The organism is Streptomyces sp. NPDC019443, assembly GCF_044389785.1.
In the GTDB taxonomy this organism is placed as follows: Bacteria; Actinomycetota; Actinomycetes; order Streptomycetales; family Streptomycetaceae; genus Streptomyces.
On sequence record NZ_JBIRYJ010000026.1, the window covers coordinates 23,482 to 38,909 of the forward strand.

At 69.0% G+C, this 15,428-nt stretch carries 14 protein-coding genes, 1 tRNA gene and 1 pseudogene; 6 read left to right on the forward strand and 10 right to left on the reverse strand.

The window, feature by feature from the left end:
• The first annotated feature begins 28 nt into the window (after positions 1–28).
• From ACH492_RS37965 to ACH492_RS37985, 5 genes and pseudogenes are all read left to right on the forward strand, one after another.
• Positions 29–940 (forward strand): ABC transporter ATP-binding protein, encoded by a 912-nt coding sequence (locus ACH492_RS37965; protein WP_398993689.1) that lies wholly within the window; start codon positions 29–31, stop codon positions 938–940.
• A 17-nt stretch (positions 941–957) separates the two neighbouring features.
• The gene (locus ACH492_RS37970; RefSeq protein ID WP_398993691.1) at positions 958–1,677 is read left to right on the forward strand and encodes an ABC transporter permease; all 720 of its coding nucleotides are present in this window, start codon (positions 958–960) and stop codon (positions 1,675–1,677) included.
• Between the two features lie 275 nt (positions 1,678–1,952).
• A pseudogene (locus ACH492_RS37975) lies at positions 1,953–2,334 on the forward strand (hypothetical protein); the annotation flags it as partial.
• Positions 2,335–2,428: 94 nt separating this feature from the next.
• Positions 2,429–3,064 carry an NADPH-dependent F420 reductase gene (locus ACH492_RS37980; protein ID WP_398993693.1) on the forward strand — a complete coding sequence of 212 codons (636 nt, stop codon included), beginning with the start codon at positions 2,429–2,431 and terminating at the stop codon, positions 3,062–3,064.
• Between the two features lie 270 nt (positions 3,065–3,334).
• A tRNA-Ser gene (locus ACH492_RS37985) sits at positions 3,335–3,422 on the forward strand.
• Positions 3,423–3,453: 31 nt separating this feature from the next.
• Here the strand turns inward: ACH492_RS37985 and ACH492_RS37990 are convergent.
• From ACH492_RS37990 to ACH492_RS38030, 9 genes are all read right to left on the reverse strand, one after another.
• Entirely contained in the window at positions 3,454–4,257 is an 804-nt protein-coding gene (locus ACH492_RS37990) for an HAD family hydrolase (RefSeq protein ID WP_398993695.1), read from the reverse strand.
• A complete protein-coding gene (gene serS, locus ACH492_RS37995) occupies positions 4,254–5,531 on the reverse strand; it encodes a serine--tRNA ligase (RefSeq protein WP_398993697.1) in 1,278 nt (425 codons plus the stop codon). Before serS ends, ACH492_RS37990 begins: the two co-directional genes overlap by 4 nt.
• Before the next feature lie 621 nt (positions 5,532–6,152).
• Positions 6,153–7,088: a prephenate dehydratase gene (pheA, locus tag ACH492_RS38000; protein ID WP_398993699.1), complete on the reverse strand. Its 936-nt coding sequence runs from the start codon at positions 7,086–7,088 to the stop codon at positions 6,153–6,155.
• Positions 7,089–7,115: 27 nt separating this feature from the next.
• Positions 7,116–8,360: an iron uptake transporter deferrochelatase/peroxidase subunit gene (gene efeB, locus ACH492_RS38005; RefSeq protein WP_398993701.1), complete on the reverse strand. Its 1,245-nt coding sequence runs from the start codon at positions 8,358–8,360 to the stop codon at positions 7,116–7,118.
• 67 nt (positions 8,361–8,427) lie between these two features.
• Entirely contained in the window at positions 8,428–10,338 is a 1,911-nt protein-coding gene (locus tag ACH492_RS38010; RefSeq protein WP_398993703.1) for a copper resistance CopC/CopD family protein, read from the reverse strand.
• Between the two features lie 22 nt (positions 10,339–10,360).
• Positions 10,361–10,828, reverse strand: coding sequence for a copper chaperone PCu(A)C (locus tag ACH492_RS38015; RefSeq protein WP_398993704.1), 468 nt, complete (start codon positions 10,826–10,828; stop codon positions 10,361–10,363).
• Positions 10,825–11,478, reverse strand: coding sequence for an SCO family protein (locus tag ACH492_RS38020; RefSeq protein ID WP_398993706.1), 654 nt, complete (start codon positions 11,476–11,478; stop codon positions 10,825–10,827). The genes ACH492_RS38015 and ACH492_RS38020 overlap by 4 nt, the downstream gene beginning before the upstream one ends.
• A 44-nt stretch (positions 11,479–11,522) precedes the next feature.
• The gene (locus ACH492_RS38025) at positions 11,523–12,260 is read right to left on the reverse strand and encodes a YcnI family protein (RefSeq protein WP_398993708.1); all 738 of its coding nucleotides are present in this window, start codon (positions 12,258–12,260) and stop codon (positions 11,523–11,525) included.
• Between the two features lie 96 nt (positions 12,261–12,356).
• Positions 12,357–13,142 carry a hypothetical protein gene (locus tag ACH492_RS38030; RefSeq protein ID WP_398993710.1) on the reverse strand — a complete coding sequence of 262 codons (786 nt, stop codon included), beginning with the start codon at positions 13,140–13,142 and terminating at the stop codon, positions 12,357–12,359.
• 192 nt (positions 13,143–13,334) lie between these two features.
• Here ACH492_RS38030 and ACH492_RS38035 point away from each other — a divergent pair, with 192 nt between their 5' ends.
• Positions 13,335–13,793, forward strand: a complete 459-nt coding sequence (locus ACH492_RS38035) for an ATP-binding protein (protein ID WP_307662401.1) — start codon at positions 13,335–13,337, stop codon at positions 13,791–13,793.
• A 97-nt stretch (positions 13,794–13,890) separates the two neighbouring features.
• On the opposite strand, the gene ACH492_RS38040 is transcribed toward ACH492_RS38035, so the two are convergent.
• Entirely contained in the window at positions 13,891–15,348 is a 1,458-nt protein-coding gene (locus ACH492_RS38040) for an aminopeptidase P family protein (protein ID WP_398993712.1), read from the reverse strand.
• Positions 15,349–15,428 lie beyond the last annotated feature (80 nt).

Sequence of the window (15,428 nt, forward strand, 5' to 3'; positions counted from 1 at the left end):
CCACCCCTCTAAGGAATGGGCTGCGCCCATGAGCACTCTTCACATCGAGCACACCTCACGGTGGTTCGGGAATGTCGTGGCCGTCAACGACGTGACCATGACGATCGGCCCGGGCGTCACCGGTCTGCTCGGCCCCAACGGCGCCGGAAAGTCCACGCTCATCAACATGATGGGTGGTTTCCTCGCCCCCTCGACGGGAAGCGTCACGCTCGACGGTCGGACGATCTGGCGCAATGAGTCCGTATACCGGCAGATCGGCGTCGTACCGGAGCGGGAAGCGATGTACGACTTCCTCACCGGCCGCGAATTCGTGGTTGCCAACGCCGAGTTGCACGACCTGGGCGCCAGGGAGGCCCAGCGCGCGCTGGCCACCGTCGAGATGGAGTACGCGCAGGACCGCAAGATCGCGACGTACAGCAAGGGCATGCGGCAGCGCGTGAAGATGGCATCGGCGCTGGTGCACGAGCCGTCCGTGCTGCTGCTCGACGAGCCCTTCAACGGCATGGACCCGCGCCAGCGGATGCAGCTGATGGACCTGCTGCGCCGGATGGGCGGCGAGGGCCGTACGGTCCTCTTCTCCTCCCACATCCTGGAGGAGGTCGAGCAACTCGCCTCCCACATCGAGGTGATCGTGGCCGGCCGGCACGCCGCCTCGGGCGACTTCCGCAAGATCCGCCGGCTGATGACGGACCGGCCGCACCGCTATCTCGTACGGTCCAGCGACGACCGGGCGCTCGCCGCGGCCCTGATCGCCGACCCGTCGACGGCGGGCATCGAGGTCGACCTGGCCGAGGGTGCGCTGCGCATCCAGGCCGTCGATTTCGGCCGGTTCACCGAACTGCTGCCGCGGGTCGCCCGCGAGCACTCCATCCGGCTGCTCACGGTCTCGCCCTCGGACGAGTCCCTCGAGTCGGTCTTCTCCTACCTCGTAGCGGCCTGAAAGGAGCTGTGACGCAGATGTACAACCCCACAGTCGCCCGGCTCACCTATCGGGCCGTGCTCGGCAGGCGCCGGGCAGCGATCCTGTTCGTACTGCCCGGACTGCTGCTGCTCATCGCGGCGGCGGTACGGAGCTTCAACGGCGTGGACGACCAGGTCGCCGCCGATGTCCTGGGCGGGTTCGCCATCGCCACGATGGTGCCGCTGATCGGCGTGATCGCGGGCACCGGGTCGATCGGGCCCGAGATCGACGACGGGTCGATCGTCTATCTGCTGGCCAAGCCGGTGAAGCGGCCGACGATCATCGTCACGAAACTGGTCGTGGCCATCGCGATCACGATGGCCTTCTCGGCGGTGCCGACGCTGATCGCCGGATTCATCCTGAACGGCAACGGCCAGCAGGTCGCGGTGGCGTACACCGTGGCGGCGTTGGTCGCGTCGATCGCGTACAGCGCGCTGTTCCTGCTGCTCGGGACGGTCAGCCGGCATGCGGTGGTGATCGGACTCGTCTACGCGCTGGTGTGGGAGACGCTGTTCGGCAGCCTGGTGCCGGGGGCGCGCACGCTGAGCGTCCAGCAGTGGTCGCTGTCGCTCGCGGAGAAGATCGGCGGGGAGGGCCTGATCGGCTCGGACGTGGGGCTGCCGCTGGCGGTGGCGCTGCTGGCTGGGGTCACGGTGGTGGCGACGTGGTACGCGGGGCAGAAGCTGAGGGTGCTGAAGCTCGCCGGGGAGGAGTGAGGCGGCGGGGTCCGTGTTTCTCGGGTGTCAACCCCCGTCCGGTGGGCGGGGGTTGACGCATATCCGCGTAACTGTACGTTTGTCGGTTCGTTGTCCACTGTGCGTGGAGGCAACTGGAGTTCGTGGCGACGAGAGTTCGTGAAACTGGGGATTGCCGGTGCCGGATCGAAAGCCGGGCCGGTCACTGGGTGAGCAGCACCGTGAGCCGACCTCCACCCCTGAAGCCCGGGGAGGAGGGCCGTCCATGATCGGTTCTGTGAACGGAAGGCATCTTCATGCCATCGGAAGTCGCCCTGCTCGAGTCGCGTGCGATGCGTGACGAGCATCAGGGGCGTGTCGAATGTCCTGGACAAGGTGAAGGCGCTTGTCATGCTCCCGGACGGAACGCACGTCCGCACAGAGGATGTGGCCCGCTACTTCGAAATCCACAGGGACGCTGTCCACAGCGTCGTCAAGCGCCATCGTGATGAGCTGCAAGCCAATGGCATGATCACTCTGAAAGGCTCTGAACTGCAGAGCTTCCATATGGCCGTTCTGGCCACATGGGACGAGAGTTATCCACAGGCGAGCACCCAGCTCCGGCTCTACACCCGCCGGACCGTGCTCAACATCGCGATGCTCCTTCGCGACAGCGACATCGCCCGCTGCGTCCGCACAAACACCTGGCCCTCCAGTCCTAGGCCCTGCCCCGGCCCCGTCTGGTTCCAGCGCCCGATACGGAGCGCCTGCCGCCCCGCCTAGCGTCACGCACATGACGAAACTCGGATTTCTCGGCACAGGCCATGTCGCGAGGGCAGTGGCGGCCGGAGCGGCCGCCGCCGGTCATGACGTCGTGCTGGGCTCGCGCGAACCGGACAACCGAAAGCATCTGGACTTTCCCGTCGTCCCCCTCGCCGAGGCCGCCGCCCACGGCGACATCGTCGTCAACGCCACACCCGGCACCGAATCCCTCGCCCTGCTCCAAGTCCTTGCTCCGCAGCTCGCCGGAAAGGTCCTCCTCGACATCGCTGTCGGCCTCACTGACAGCATGGAGTTGGCCCACCCCAACTCCAGCATCGGCGAACAGATTCAGCAGGCGCTCCCGGACACCAAGGTCGTCAAGAGCCTCTGCACCATGGACGCTTCCCTCATGGCCGCCCCCGACGCGCTCGCCGGCCCCAGCACCGTCTTCCTCTCCGGAGCCGACGCCGGAGCGAAGGCACAGGTCGCCGCGGTGCTGGGCGACCTCGGCTGGCCGTCCTCGTCGCAGCTCGACCTGGGCGGGATCACCACCGCCCGCGGCCAGGAACACCTCGCGTGGCTGTTCCTCGGCGTGGCTGCCGCCCTCGGCACGTACACCTTCAACCTCAAAGTCGTACGAGGCGCGGGGCAGGAGCACGCGTCATGACCGAGAGGTGACCCGACTCGAAAACCAGTGGCACCGAAGGGCCGCCCGGGGCACAGTAGTTGAGCCGGCGCACGCCAGTGCGACCGACGCCGCCGACCGGGAGAGGAGCGCGGCGATGACCGAGAGTACGAGTGCGAGTCCGTCGAGCTCCCAGCAGGGCAGTGCCGGGCAGGCAGCGGAGTAGCCACCGACCACTCCGCGAAGCCGCCCGCAGGCAGCTGCCCGGGGGCGGCCGCTTCGAGCGCGCATCCGCGCGGGCCGCCCCCTCCCGGAGGATTGGCCGAGTGGTAAGGCAGCGGCTTGCTAAGCCGTCGTCGGGGCCGAAAGCCCCGCGCGCGTTCGATCCGCGCATCCTCCGCAACATCGCGACACCGCAGCACCGCAGCGCGTCAGCCCCGAAGAAGCTGCTCCAGCACCACCGCGATGCCATCGTCCTCGTTCGACGCCGTGATCTCGTGTGCCACGGCCTTCAGCTCCTCGTGCGCATTGGCCATCGCCACCCCTTGCGCCGCCCACCCGAACATCGGGATGTCGTTCGGCATGTCACCGAACGCGATCGTGTCCGCAGCCCGCAGCCCAAGCCGCCGCGCCGCCAGCGACAGCCCCGTCGCCTTGCTCAGCCCCAGCGGCAGGATCTCCACCACGCCCGGGCCCGCCATCACCACGTCCACCAGGCTGCCGACCGTCGCCCTGGCCACCTGCGCCAGCGCGTCGTCGTCGAGCCCCGGATGCTGGATGTAGACCTTGTTGATCGGCGCGGACCACAGCTCGGACCGGTCCTCGAACGCCACAACCGGCAGCGGGCTCTCCTGAACCCGGTAGCCGGCGCCAACCAGCACCTCGCCGTCGAGTCCGTCCCGACTCGCCGCCAGCGCCAGCGGGCCGACCTCCGCCTCGATCTTGGAGAGCGCAAGACCGGCCAGCTGCCGGTCCAGCGTCACGGACGTCAGCAGCCGGTGCTCGCCCGCGTGGTAGACCTGGGCCCCCTGGCCGCAGACCGCGAGGCCGTCGTACCCCAGGTCGTCCAGGATGTGCCGGGTCCACGGAACAGCCCGTCCGGTGACGATGATGTGCGCGGCGCCCGCAGCGGTGGCCGCGGCGAGGGCGTCGCGCGTGCGCTCCGAGACCGTTTCGTCGCCACGCAGCAGCGTGCCGTCGAGATCAGTCGCGACGAGCCGGTAAGGGAACGTCACTTGGCGACCGGCTCCAGCACTTCACGCCCGCCCAGGTACGGACGGAGCACCTCGGGCACCCGCACCGAACCGTCTGCCAGCTGGTGGTTCTCCAGGATCGCCACGATCGTGCGCGGTACGGCGCACAGCGTGCCGTTCAGTGTCGCCAGTGGCTGCACCTTCTTGCCGTCGCGCATCCGGACCGACAGGCGGCGCGCCTGGAAGCTGTCGCAGTTCGACGCGGAGGTCAGCTCGCGGTACTTGCCCTGGGTCGGGATCCACGCCTCGCAGTCGTACTTGCGCGAGGCCGACGCGCCGAGGTCGCCGGTCGCCACATCGATCACCTGGAACGGCAGCTCCAGGCCCGTCAGCCACTGCTTCTCCCAGTCCAGGAGCCGCTTGTGCTCGGACTCCGCGTCCTCGGGAGCGACGTACGAGAACATCTCGACCTTGTCGAACTGGTGCACCCGGAAGATTCCGCGGGTGTCCTTGCCGTACGTCCCGGCCTCGCGGCGGAAGCACGGCGAGAAGCCGGCGTACCGCAGCGGCAGCTTGTCGGCCTCGATGATCTCGTCCATGTGGTACGCGGCGAGCGGGACCTCGGAGGTGCCGACCAGGTAGTAGTCGTCCTTCTCCAGGTGGTAGACGTTCTCCGCGGCCTGCCCGAGGAAGCCGGTGCCCTCCATGGCGCGCGGCCGGACCAGCGCCGGGGTCAGCATCGGGATGAAGCCGGCCTCGGTGGCCTGCGCGATCGCGGCGTTGACGAGTGCGAGCTCGAGCAGCGCGCCTACGCCCGTCAGGTAGTAGAAGCGCGAGCCGGACACCTTGGCGCCGCGCTCGACGTCGATGGCGCCGAGCGCCTCGCCGAGCTCCAGGTGGTCCTTGGGCTCGAAGCCCTCGGCGCCGAAGTCGCGGATCGTGCCGTGCGTCTCGAGGACGACGAAGTCCTCCTCGCCGCCGACCGGAACGTCCTCATGGACGATGTTCCCCAGCTGGAGCAGCAACCGCCTGGTCTCTTCGTCGGCCTCGTCCTGCGCGGCATCGGCCGCCTTGACGTCGGACTTCAGCTGCTCGGCCTTCTTCAGCAGCTCGGCGCGCTCTTCGGGAGAGGCCTTGGGGATGAGCTTGCCGAGCTGCTTCTGCTCGGAGCGCAGCTCGTCGAAGCGGAGGCCGGACGACCTGCGCCGCTCATCGGCCAAGAGCAGGGCGTCGACGAGGGCGACGTCCTCTCCACGGGCGCGCTGGGAGGCGCGAACACGGTCGGGGTCCTCACGGAGCAGGCGAAGGTCAATCACCCCACCAGGCTACCGGTGCGGACTGACGGCACCCCACCCGATATTGCCTTGCGTGTAATTTTGTCCGGATTGCTCGAATTGCCGGAATTGGATAAGGGTCGGTAAATCGGGTGCCGATTGAGCGGGCAAGCGTCAATAAACACGACGCTATTCGCCGAAATGGGGCATGGAGTGAGGGGTCACATTGACCCACACCCTTTGGGGATGGGGATGGGGATGGGGAGCTGAGCTCCCCTTGTCCACAGGGATGCGGCTTCTCGCAAGGTTATCCACAGGCTGTGTGTGAGATCTGTGGACCGCGGAAAACCACGGAAAAGATCGTTTTCAGGGTTGTGCGTGGGCCGGAGGATTCCCCATCCAAACCCACCTCACACGCTCATTCGGGTGGGAATTCCTCGCTCTAAAGAGTTGATCAATGGAATTGAGGTGACAGAGGGCACCCTGCGGCCCTGTGGACGGAAGTGGGGCGAGTGAGCAGATTTGTCGACCATGTCGGCTTGTGTTGTCGACTTGTCCCCAGGTCGAGAAGCGCGCCTGTGGATAAGTCCTGTGGACAACGAAAATCTGCAGGTAGGACCGCGCCCGTAGGCCTCTCAGCGCCTTCAGGCACGGCCGTTGGCCTCAGGCGCGGCCGTCTTGGCAGCGCGCCAGCCAGTCCGACGCCGCCGTGAACTCCGCGTCCGACGTCCCCGCGCGCAGCTCCCGTACGTCCCCCACAGCCACACCCGCCCGCGGATACGAACCGAGGAAACGCACCTTCGGACAGATCCGCTTCAGCCCCATCAGCGCCTCGCCCACCCGCCGGTCCGCGATATGGCCTTCGGCGTCCACGGCGAAGCAGTAGTTCCCGATCCCCGCGCCCGTCGGCCGCGACTGGATCAGCATCAGGTTGACTCCGCGCGCCGCGAACTCCTGCAGCAGTTCGAGCAGCGCACCCGGGTGGTCGTCGCCCAGCCAGATGACCACCGACGTCTTGTCCGCGCCGGTCGGTGCCGCGGGCCTGGCGGGCCGACCCACCAGTACGAAGCGGGTCTCCGCGTTCTCCGCGTCATGGATCTCGGTGACCAGCGGCTTGAGCCCGTACGTCGCCGCCGCGAACTCGCCCGCGAAGGCCGCGTCGTACCGCCCCTCCTGCACCAGCCGCGCGCCGTCCGCGTTCGAGGCTGCCGACTCCCACAGGACGTCCGGCAGGTTGTTCCGCAGCCAGTTCCGGACCTGCGGCTGCGCGACCGGGTGCCCGGTCACCGTCTTCACCTCGGACAGCTTGGTGCCCGGCCGTACCAGCAGCGCGAAGGCGATGGGCAGCAGCACCTCGCGGTAGATCATCAGCGGCTCGCCGGAGGCCAGCTCGTCGAGGGTGGCGGTGACGCCGCCCTCCACGGAGTTCTCGATCGGAACGAGGGCGGCAGCGGCTTCCCCGTTGCGTACGGCATCGAGCGCAGCCGGTACGGACACCATGGGGACGAGTTCCCGGGTGGCGGCTTCGGGGAGCGTGCGCAGGGCGGCTTCGGTGAAGGTGCCCTCGGGACCGAGATACGTGTAGCGCGTGGCCGACATACCGTCACCCTAATGGGCCGCAATGATTCACGACTCCAGAAGCCGCTGCCCCACGTACTCGCCCTCCTTGGGCCCGCCCGGCACCGCGAACAGTCCGCTCGTCTCGTGCCGGATGAACGGCGACAGCGCATCGCCGCGGTCGAGCTTGCGCTGTACGGGTACGAAGCCGCGCAGCGGATCGGCCTGCCAGCAGATGAAAAGCAGGCCAGCGTCCGGCGTCCCGTCCGGGCCGATCCCGTCGTGGAACGAGAACGGCCGGCGCAGCATCGCGGCACCGCCGTTCTGCTCCGGCGCGGAGATCCGGGCATGGGCGTTGTCGGGGATCACCAGCTTCCCGTCGGGCCCTGTCCTGTCGAGCGCGAGCTCGGTCGTCTCGGTGCCGCCGGTCAGCGGCGCGCCGTCGGACTTGCGCCGGCCGATGACCAGCTCCTGCTTCTTCAGCGAGAGCTTCTCCCAGTCGTCGAGCAGCATCCGGATCCTGCGTACGACGGCGTACGAGCCGCCCGCCAGCCACGCGTATTCGGTCCCGGACGGGACGAAGATCCGCCGGTCGAAGTCGGCCTCGGACGGCTTGGGATTGCGCGTGCCGTCGACCTGGCCCATCAGATTGCGGGCGGTCATCGGCTTGCCCGTGGCCCCCGGCGAACGGTTGAACCCGTTCATCTGCCAGCGCACCCGGGCCGCTTCCCCCGCCGCCTTCTGGACCGCGCGCAACGCGTGGAAGGCGACCAGCGCGTCGTCCGAGCCGATCTGCACCCACAGATCGCCGTTGCTGCGCTTGGCGTCCAGCTGGTCGGAGGAGAAGGCGGGCAGCGGGTCCAGCTCCGGCGGGCGCTGCGCCACCAGCCCCGTACGGTCGAAGAAGGTGCGGCCGAAGCCGAAGGTGATCGTCAGCGACGAGGGCCCGGCGTCCAGCGCGATGCCCGTGTCGCCGTCGCCGCCCGCCCGGCCCGCCATCAGTTCGGCGGCGAGCGTGGACCACCGGCGCATCAGCGCGGCGGCTTCCTTGCGGCCCGCTCCCGGCGCGAGGTCGAAGGCGATCAGATGGCCGCGGGCCTGCAGAGGCGTGGTGATGCCAGCCTGGTGCTCGCCGTGGAATGCGATGCCGGTCGAGCCGACCGTCGTCAGCGCGGTCGGGGCGTCGCCGGAGGCAGCCGCGTGCGCGGCGGCGCCGCCCGCAGCCCCCAGCACCAGCGCGGTCGCGCCCGCCGCGCCGACGGTGCCGAGCAGTCGCCGCCTCGAGATGTCGCCGTCGCTCGCGGGGTCGCTCACTGCGGCACTCCCTGGGGCACTCACTGGGTCGTGCACGGGATCTTTCACGGAGTCACTCACGGGTACGTCAGCCGATCTTCACGTTCTTGTCGACGGTGGTCTGATCGATGTCGGAGGTCCGCACGGTCACCTGGACCTGCCACTCGCCCGGCATCGGTATCTGGACCGCGCCCGCGCTCCAGTGTCCGGTGGTGAGGCGGTCGGGCGTGATCGGCAGCGGGCCGATCTGCTTGGCCTTGAGGGTGAAGGAAACCTTCACCTCGGGCACGTCCATCGGCTTCAATTCCGGGTTGTAGATCCACACGTGCATTTCGTTGGCGCCGGAGGTGGCCGGATCGAGGCTGAGCCGGACCGTCCCCTTGCCGTTCTGGCCGCCGGTATCGAAGGGCAGCCTGAGCTCGGTGGGACCGGCGGGTGCGGGAGCGGCCGCCTGGGCATCTCCGGGCCGGGCAGCCTCTTCTTCCGTACGGCCCGGTTCGGTGGTTGTCAGCACGGTGGTCACGGCCAGGAGCACCACCGCGACACCCGCCTCCGCCAGCACGGATCGGCGCAGTCCGGAACGCTCCGGGTCGGCGCCCCGTGCCTTCTTCTTCTGGGCAGTGGCCACCGCGGCCTTCTGGAGGGCGAGTTGAGTCGCCCTCTCTGGGTCCGACGAGTCCATCCCTTCCTCTGCTTCCTCGGCGCTGGCGTCCGTCGGCTCCGTTGCCGCCGTCGCCTCCGCCGTCGGCTCCCCGAGCTGCGCCGTCCACCGTCGCGAGATCCACGCGACACCGACCATGACGACGACCAGCCCCACCTTGACCAGCAGCAGCTGTCCGTACGACGTTCCGGTCAGCGCCGACCACGAACCGACCTGCCGCCAGGACTGGTAGAGCCCGGTCGCGGCGAGCACGACGACGCTGATGAACGCGACCCTGGAGAACCGCCGCACCGCCGCCCGCTCGATCGACGGCGCTCGGTAGAGCGCGGTCAGCAGCGCCGCGAGCCCGCCCAGCCAGGTGGCCACGGCCAGTAGATGAGCTACGTCCACGGGCATCGCGAGCCCCGGCTGGATGCCGGTCGACGCATGCTCCGACAGCGCCCAGGTCCCGGCGATCCCGGCCGCGACGACCGTGCCGCCGATGGCGAGACCGAAGGTGAGGTCCTTCTTCTCGGCTTCGTCCTCGCGCTTCGCGTACGCCCCGAAGAGCACGGCGACGAACAGCGCGGCCGCCCCGAGCAGCAGCAGCCGGGAGATCAGTGCCGCCCCGGTCTTGGTCTCCAGGACGTCCCGCAGCCCGCCGAGGTCGAAGGCGTCGGCCAGCTTTCCGGAGCCGGTATAGGGGGTGCGCAGCAGGAGCGTCGCGAGGGTGGCCGCGGTGAGTGTCACCCAGCCCTGTACGACCACGCGTTGCAGCGGGCGGACGGAAGCGCCGCGTTGCCAGCACAGGAGTACGAAGGCCGCGCCGCCTGCCAGCAGTACGAAGCCCGCGTACGAGGCGTAGCGCGCGATGTCGTAGAGGACGCCGACGACGCCTCCGCCGGCCTCCTTGTCGGGCAGGGCGACAGTGGTCTTGGAGGGCGCTCCGATCGAGAAGGTGAAGGCCCCGGAGATGGGATGGCTGTCGGCCGAGACGGCCTGCCAGGCCACGGTGTATGTGCCGTTGGGCAGACCGGGCAGCAGATCGACGCCGTAGCTGACCGTGCCACCGGTGCTCAGATCACGGATCTTCGCCTTGTCGGAGCGTTTGCCGCTGGGTTCGAGGACCCGGATCGAGTCGTTCCCCATGGCGACCTGCTCGGAGAAAGTGAGCGTGACGTCCTTGGGGGCGGTGGCGACCACCGCCCCGTCCTTCGGGTTGCTTCCGGTCAGCGCGGCGTGCGCCGAAGCGGGACTCGCGCCGGCCAGGAGTGCGCCGAGAAGCGTGCCGATGAGCACGGCCGCGGCGAGTAGCAGCCGAACGGGGGAAGGGCCGAAGCGCGGGGCGGTGGCTGTCATGGCGTGATCAGTCCCTCGGTGCTCAGTGCTTCATCGGGTTGTACGTGGGCTCCTTCACGGGAAGTTCGACCTTGATCGGGCCGGACTTCTCGAAACGCAGCTCCACGGCGACCTTCTCGCCCTGCTTCGGCTTCTGCTTGAGCTTCATGAACATGATGTGGTTTCCACCGCGTTCGAGATCGAGCTCGCCGTCCGCAGGCACGTCGAAGGACTTCACCTCCTGCATCTTCTGGTTCTTCGACTCGTGAATCGTGATGTCGTCCGAGATGTCGCTGGTGACGGAGGTGAGTTTGTCCGCGCCGCCTCCGCTGTTCTGTACGGTCAGAAACCCGGCCGCCATGTCGTCACCCACGGGCTGCGGCATGAACGCGCCGCTGACCTTCAACTCGGGCCCGTTGCCGGACGAGGTGGAACAACCCGCCAGCGCCAGCCCCACGGTCAGGGCTATGACCGAGGCGAGCGCGGGGGCGGTGGTTGCGCGGCGGTTCACGGGTTCTCCCCGCGGACGAGCTTCGGTAGGTCCTTGGCGTAGTCGTCCACCGTCGTGTCCTCGCCGTACAGCACATAGCCCTTGTCGGTCTTCGGGGAGAACGCGATGACCTGCGCGCCGTGCATGGAGACGACCGTGCCGTCCTTCTCCTTCTTCGGCGGGTCGATGCCGATGCCCATCTGGCGCGCGCCGGCCTGGATCGTGGAAAAGTCGCCGGTGAGGCCGGTGAACGACGGGTCGCCCGCGCTGGGCAGCCACTTGGCGAGCTCGGCCGAGGTGTCCCGCTCCGGGTCGGTGGTGACGAAGACGACCTGGAGTTTGTCCTGGTCGGCCTTGGGGAGCTGCTTCTTGGCGATGGCGATGTTGCTCATCGTCAGCGGGCAGACGTCGGGGCAGTGCGTGTAGCCGAAGTAGATCAGCGTCGGCTTGCCCTTGGTCCGCTCACGCAGGTCGTACTTCTTGCCGTGGGTGTCCGTGAGGACGAGGTTCGGCTTGGCGTACGGCTGGTCGAGCAAGGTCGCCGGACGGTTCGCCTGGGCGGAGATATCGGCGACGGGCCCCTTGGCGGAGTCGTCGCCGCCCGAGCAGGCGGACAGGATGAGCCCGGCGGCCACGACGAGCGCGGCCGCGGACAAAGTCTTCTTGCGCATGGAGAAATGTCCCAAATATGGTTTACGGACCGTCAGGCGGCGCGTCAGGAGGTGCGGCGGCGTCCGGCCAGGACGCCGAAGGCGACGCCTGCGGCGCCGACGAGGATGCCGACGATGCCCAGGATGCGCGCCGTGTTGTCGCTGCTGTCGTCGGACGCGGCCTCGGTCTTCTCGCCCTCGTCGTGCCCGGCGTTCTTGGCGTCCTTGGCGGCCGCGTCCGTGGCGCCGCCGCCGTGGTGATCTTCGGTGGCCGCAGACAGCTTCAGGACCGGCGCGGGGGACTCGGGCGCCTCAGCGCCCTCCTTGGTCTCCTCGATCCAGCGCACGACCTCCTTGTTGTCGTATGTCTGGATCGCCTTGAACACCAACTGGTCGCTGTCCTCGGGCAGCCGCCCGAGCGAGACCGGGAACTGCTGGAACTGGCCAGGGGCGATCTTGGAACCGTCCGCGGTCCAGGTGACCTTGGAGACCGCCTCGGTGATCTGCTTGCCGTGCACCTCGAGCGGCTTGGCCAGCTTCGACTTGGTGACCTCGACCTTCCAGCCGGGCACGGGCTGCGGCATCACGGACGACAGCGGGTGGTCGGTGGGGACGGTGACTTCGAGCTTCACGGTCGAGGCGTTGTCGCGCTCGTTGGGGACCTTGAAGTTGACCGTCGCGTAGCCGCCCTTGGCGGCCTCGCCCTGCGGTTGCACGCTGACGTGCGCGAAGGCGGTGCCGGACAGGAGCAGCACGGAGGAGGCGGCGATACCGGTCGCGACAGCGATGCGGGAAACGTTCATGGCAGAGGACACTCCACGGCTTATGGGAGGCGGATGTGCGCCGCGCACACAGGGGTGCGCCGGCACCACGGCGCCACTCCCGTCGAGTGGGCCGCGTCAGGCTGCGAGAGCGAGGTCCGCGGGAGGCCCGCGCCTGATCACCGTGTGCTGGAGCGCCTCCCCGGCGGCCGGCGCGGGAGGGTCGCACGACGTCCGGGGAGCGCGCGGATCCACCGTGGGCGCCCCCGAGAGACCGGCCCGCAGCGCCCGTACGAGAGTGAGCGCGGCGCGCAGCGGACGCAGCCACGCCGTCTGGGCCACCTCATGGGCCGAGTCCGCCGACAGCCGGGTCAGCCGTACGAGTGCGAGATCCCCGCGCCGCAGCAGCCAGCCGGTCGCGAGCGCGGCCAGCAGATGCCCGAGCAGCATGGGGAGGCTGGGCAGCAGCTGAGGCGAAGCGGTGACGGTCTGCGCCATATGGTCGTGGGTGCCGTGGCCCGGCGGGGTGATGCCCGCGGTGGTGACGATCCGCCGGGCGTCCGCGGGGCTCAGCGACGCTGCGCCCGCCCCGCACATCAGCTTCGCGGCCATTCTGATCAGCGCGTCGTCGGCCGTCGGGGACAGCTGCAACCGGTGCTGTCCGACCCCGAACAGGGCGTGCAGAGCGACCTGTCCGACGGTCAGCGCGACGGCGATGGACGGCAACGAGCGCGTCCGCCCGGCGAAAGGCGCGACCAGCGCGAACACCCCGATGAAGCCTGCCGCCAGCGTCCACCGGGGCACGGCCGCACAGGCGGCCAGCACATGTCCCGTCGCGGACAGCACGACGCAGACCGCGGTGAACACCGCGGCCCTCAGCAGCCGCAGACCGGCTCCGGCGCGTGCAACGGGGATGGACGACATGGCCGGGTCATCATCGCACTGCGGTGGGAGCGGCCATACGGCAGGTCCGGAAGATCCCCTTTGGTGACATACATCGCCGCGCGAGCAGCGCGCGTCCGCCGAATGAGCGCAATCACGTCAACTGTGTGCTTACGGACCGCGTCTTGCGGCAATACGTATCGGTATGTCGAGCCGCAGCCAGGAGGCTGGAGCATGAGCATCTGGTGGTCTCTCCACTTGCGGCGCGAAGCCGCGAGCGTCCCGCTCGCCCGGCGCCTGCTGCTCGGCACCATGGAGACCGCGGGCGTCGATCCCGACATCTCCTACGATCTGTCGGTCGCGCTCAGCGAAGCCTGTGCGAACGCCGTGGAGCACGGCGGCGGGCAGGGCTCCGGCGAAGCCTCCGCCGCATACCGCGTCACCGCGTATCTGGACGGCGAGAAGTGCCGTATCGAAGTGGCCGATTCGGGCCCCGGCTTCCCCACCAGGCGCGGCGGGTGCGCCTACGCCGTGCCGCAGGCCGCGCTCACCGACGAGAGCGGCCGCGGACTCTGTCTGATCGAGCAGCTCGCCGACCATGTCCACTTCCGCAACCGGCCCGGCCATGGCGCGGTGGTCAGCTTCGACAAGATCCTGAAATGGCGGGAGGACGCGCTGCTCAAGGTCTCCTGAGGTCTCCTGAGATTTCTTGAGTCTCCTGAGAACTCCTGAGAACTTCTGAGGTCCTGAGCCGCGCGCCCTCCGCCGTGTTCCTTGTACGTCCGGGGGGTCAGCCCTTGAGCGCGGCCATCCAGGCCTCGATCTCGTCGGCCTGCCGCGGCAGCGCCGCCGACAGATTCCGGTTGCCGTCCTCGGTGACCAGGATGTCGTCCTCGATCCGGACGCCGATGCCGCGGTACTCCTCCGGCACCGTCAGGTCGTCCGCCTGGAAGTAGAGCCCGGGCTCCACGGTCAGGCACATGCCCGGCTCCAGCGTCCCGTCGACATACGCCTCGGTGCGCGCGGCGGCGCAGTCGTGGACGTCCATGCCGAGCATGTGGCCGGTGCCGTGCAGGGTCCAGCGGCGCTGCAGACCCAGCTCCAGCACGCGCTCCACCGGTCCTTCGAGCAGACCCCACTCGACGAGCTTCTCGGCGAGCACATGCTGCGCGGCGTCGTGGAAGTCGCGGTACTTGGCGCCCGGTTTCACGGCCGCGATGCCCGCCTCCTGCGACTCGTACACCGCGTCGTAGATCTTGCGCTGGAGCTCGTTGAAGCTGCCGTTGATCGGCAGCGTGCGCGTGATGTCAGCGGTGTAGAGGGTGTGGGTCTCCACGCCTGCGTCCAGCAGCAGCAGCTCGCCGGAGCGGACCGGGCCGTCGTTACGCACCCAGTGCAGGGTGGTGGCGTGCGGTCCGGCCGCGCAGATCGAGCCGTAGCCGATGTCATTGCCCTCGACGCGGGCGCGCAGGAAGAAGGTGCCCTCGATGTAGCGCTCGCTGGTCGCCTCGGCCCTGTCCAGGACCCTCACGACGTCCTCGAAGCCGCGCGCCGTGGAGTCGCACGCTTTCTGCAGCTCGCCGATCTCGAACTCGTCCTTCACGGCACGCGCCTCGGAGAGGTATACGCGCAGCTCCTCGTCGCGCTCCGCGGTGACCTTGTCGGTCAGGGCGGCCTCGATGTCGGCGTCGTGGCCGCGCACGGCGCGGACCGGTCCGGTCGCCTGGCGCAGCTGCTCGGGCAGTTCGCGCACGTCCTTGGCGGGAATGCCCAGCAGCTGCTCGGCCTCGGCGAGGGAGTGGCGGCGGCCGACCCACAGCTCGCCCTGGCCGGAAAGCCAGAACTCGCCGTTCTCACGGTTGGAGCGGGGCAGCAGATAGATGGTGGCGCGGTGGCCCTCGCCGTGCGGCTCCAGGACCAGGACGCCGTCCTCGGACTGGTCGCCGGTGAGGTACGCGTACTCGGTCGAGGCGCGGAAGGCGTACTCGGTGTCATTGGAGCGGGTCTTCAGATTGCCCGCCGGGACCACCAGGCGCTCGCCGGGGAAACGCGCCGAGAGCGCGGCACGGCGGGCGGCGGTGTGCGAGGCCTGGGCGATGGGCTGCAGATCGTGCAGCTCGGTGTCGGCCCAGCCGGTCGTCATGTTCTCGGCGAGCTCGTCGGACACGCCCGGGTACAGGCCGTTCTTGCGCTGCTTGATTGGCTGCTCTTCTTCTTCCGGGGTCTCCGGGGTGAGCTCCTCAGCCACGTCTTCTCCTCGATACGACACTGGACCGGCTTCCATCGTATGTGCGACGGGAAGACCGCCCGGTGCCCTGTGGAAAACGT

Bases quoted from the DNA above. Each gene is read 5' to 3' on its own strand.
- ACH492_RS37980 (WP_398993693.1), top strand. From the start codon at position 2,429: ATGACGAAACTCGGATTTCTCGGCACAGGCCATGTCGCGAGGGCAGTG.
- ACH492_RS38030 (WP_398993710.1), bottom strand. From the start codon at position 13,142: ATGTCGTCCATCCCCGTTGCACGCGCCGGAGCCGGTCTGCGGCTGCTG.
- ACH492_RS38010 (WP_398993703.1), bottom strand. From the start codon at position 10,338: ATGACAGCCACCGCCCCGCGCTTCGGCCCTTCCCCCGTTCGGCTGCTA.
- ACH492_RS38035 (WP_307662401.1), top strand. From the start codon at position 13,335: ATGAGCATCTGGTGGTCTCTCCACTTGCGGCGCGAAGCCGCGAGCGTC.
- ACH492_RS37970 (WP_398993691.1), top strand. From the start codon at position 958: ATGTACAACCCCACAGTCGCCCGGCTCACCTATCGGGCCGTGCTCGGC.
- ACH492_RS38025 (WP_398993708.1), bottom strand. From the start codon at position 12,260: ATGAACGTTTCCCGCATCGCTGTCGCGACCGGTATCGCCGCCTCCTCC.
- ACH492_RS37965 (WP_398993689.1), top strand. From the start codon at position 29: ATGAGCACTCTTCACATCGAGCACACCTCACGGTGGTTCGGGAATGTC.
- ACH492_RS38020 (WP_398993706.1), bottom strand. From the start codon at position 11,478: ATGCGCAAGAAGACTTTGTCCGCGGCCGCGCTCGTCGTGGCCGCCGGG.
- pheA (WP_398993699.1), bottom strand. From the start codon at position 7,088: ATGTCGGCCACGCGCTACACGTATCTCGGTCCCGAGGGCACCTTCACC.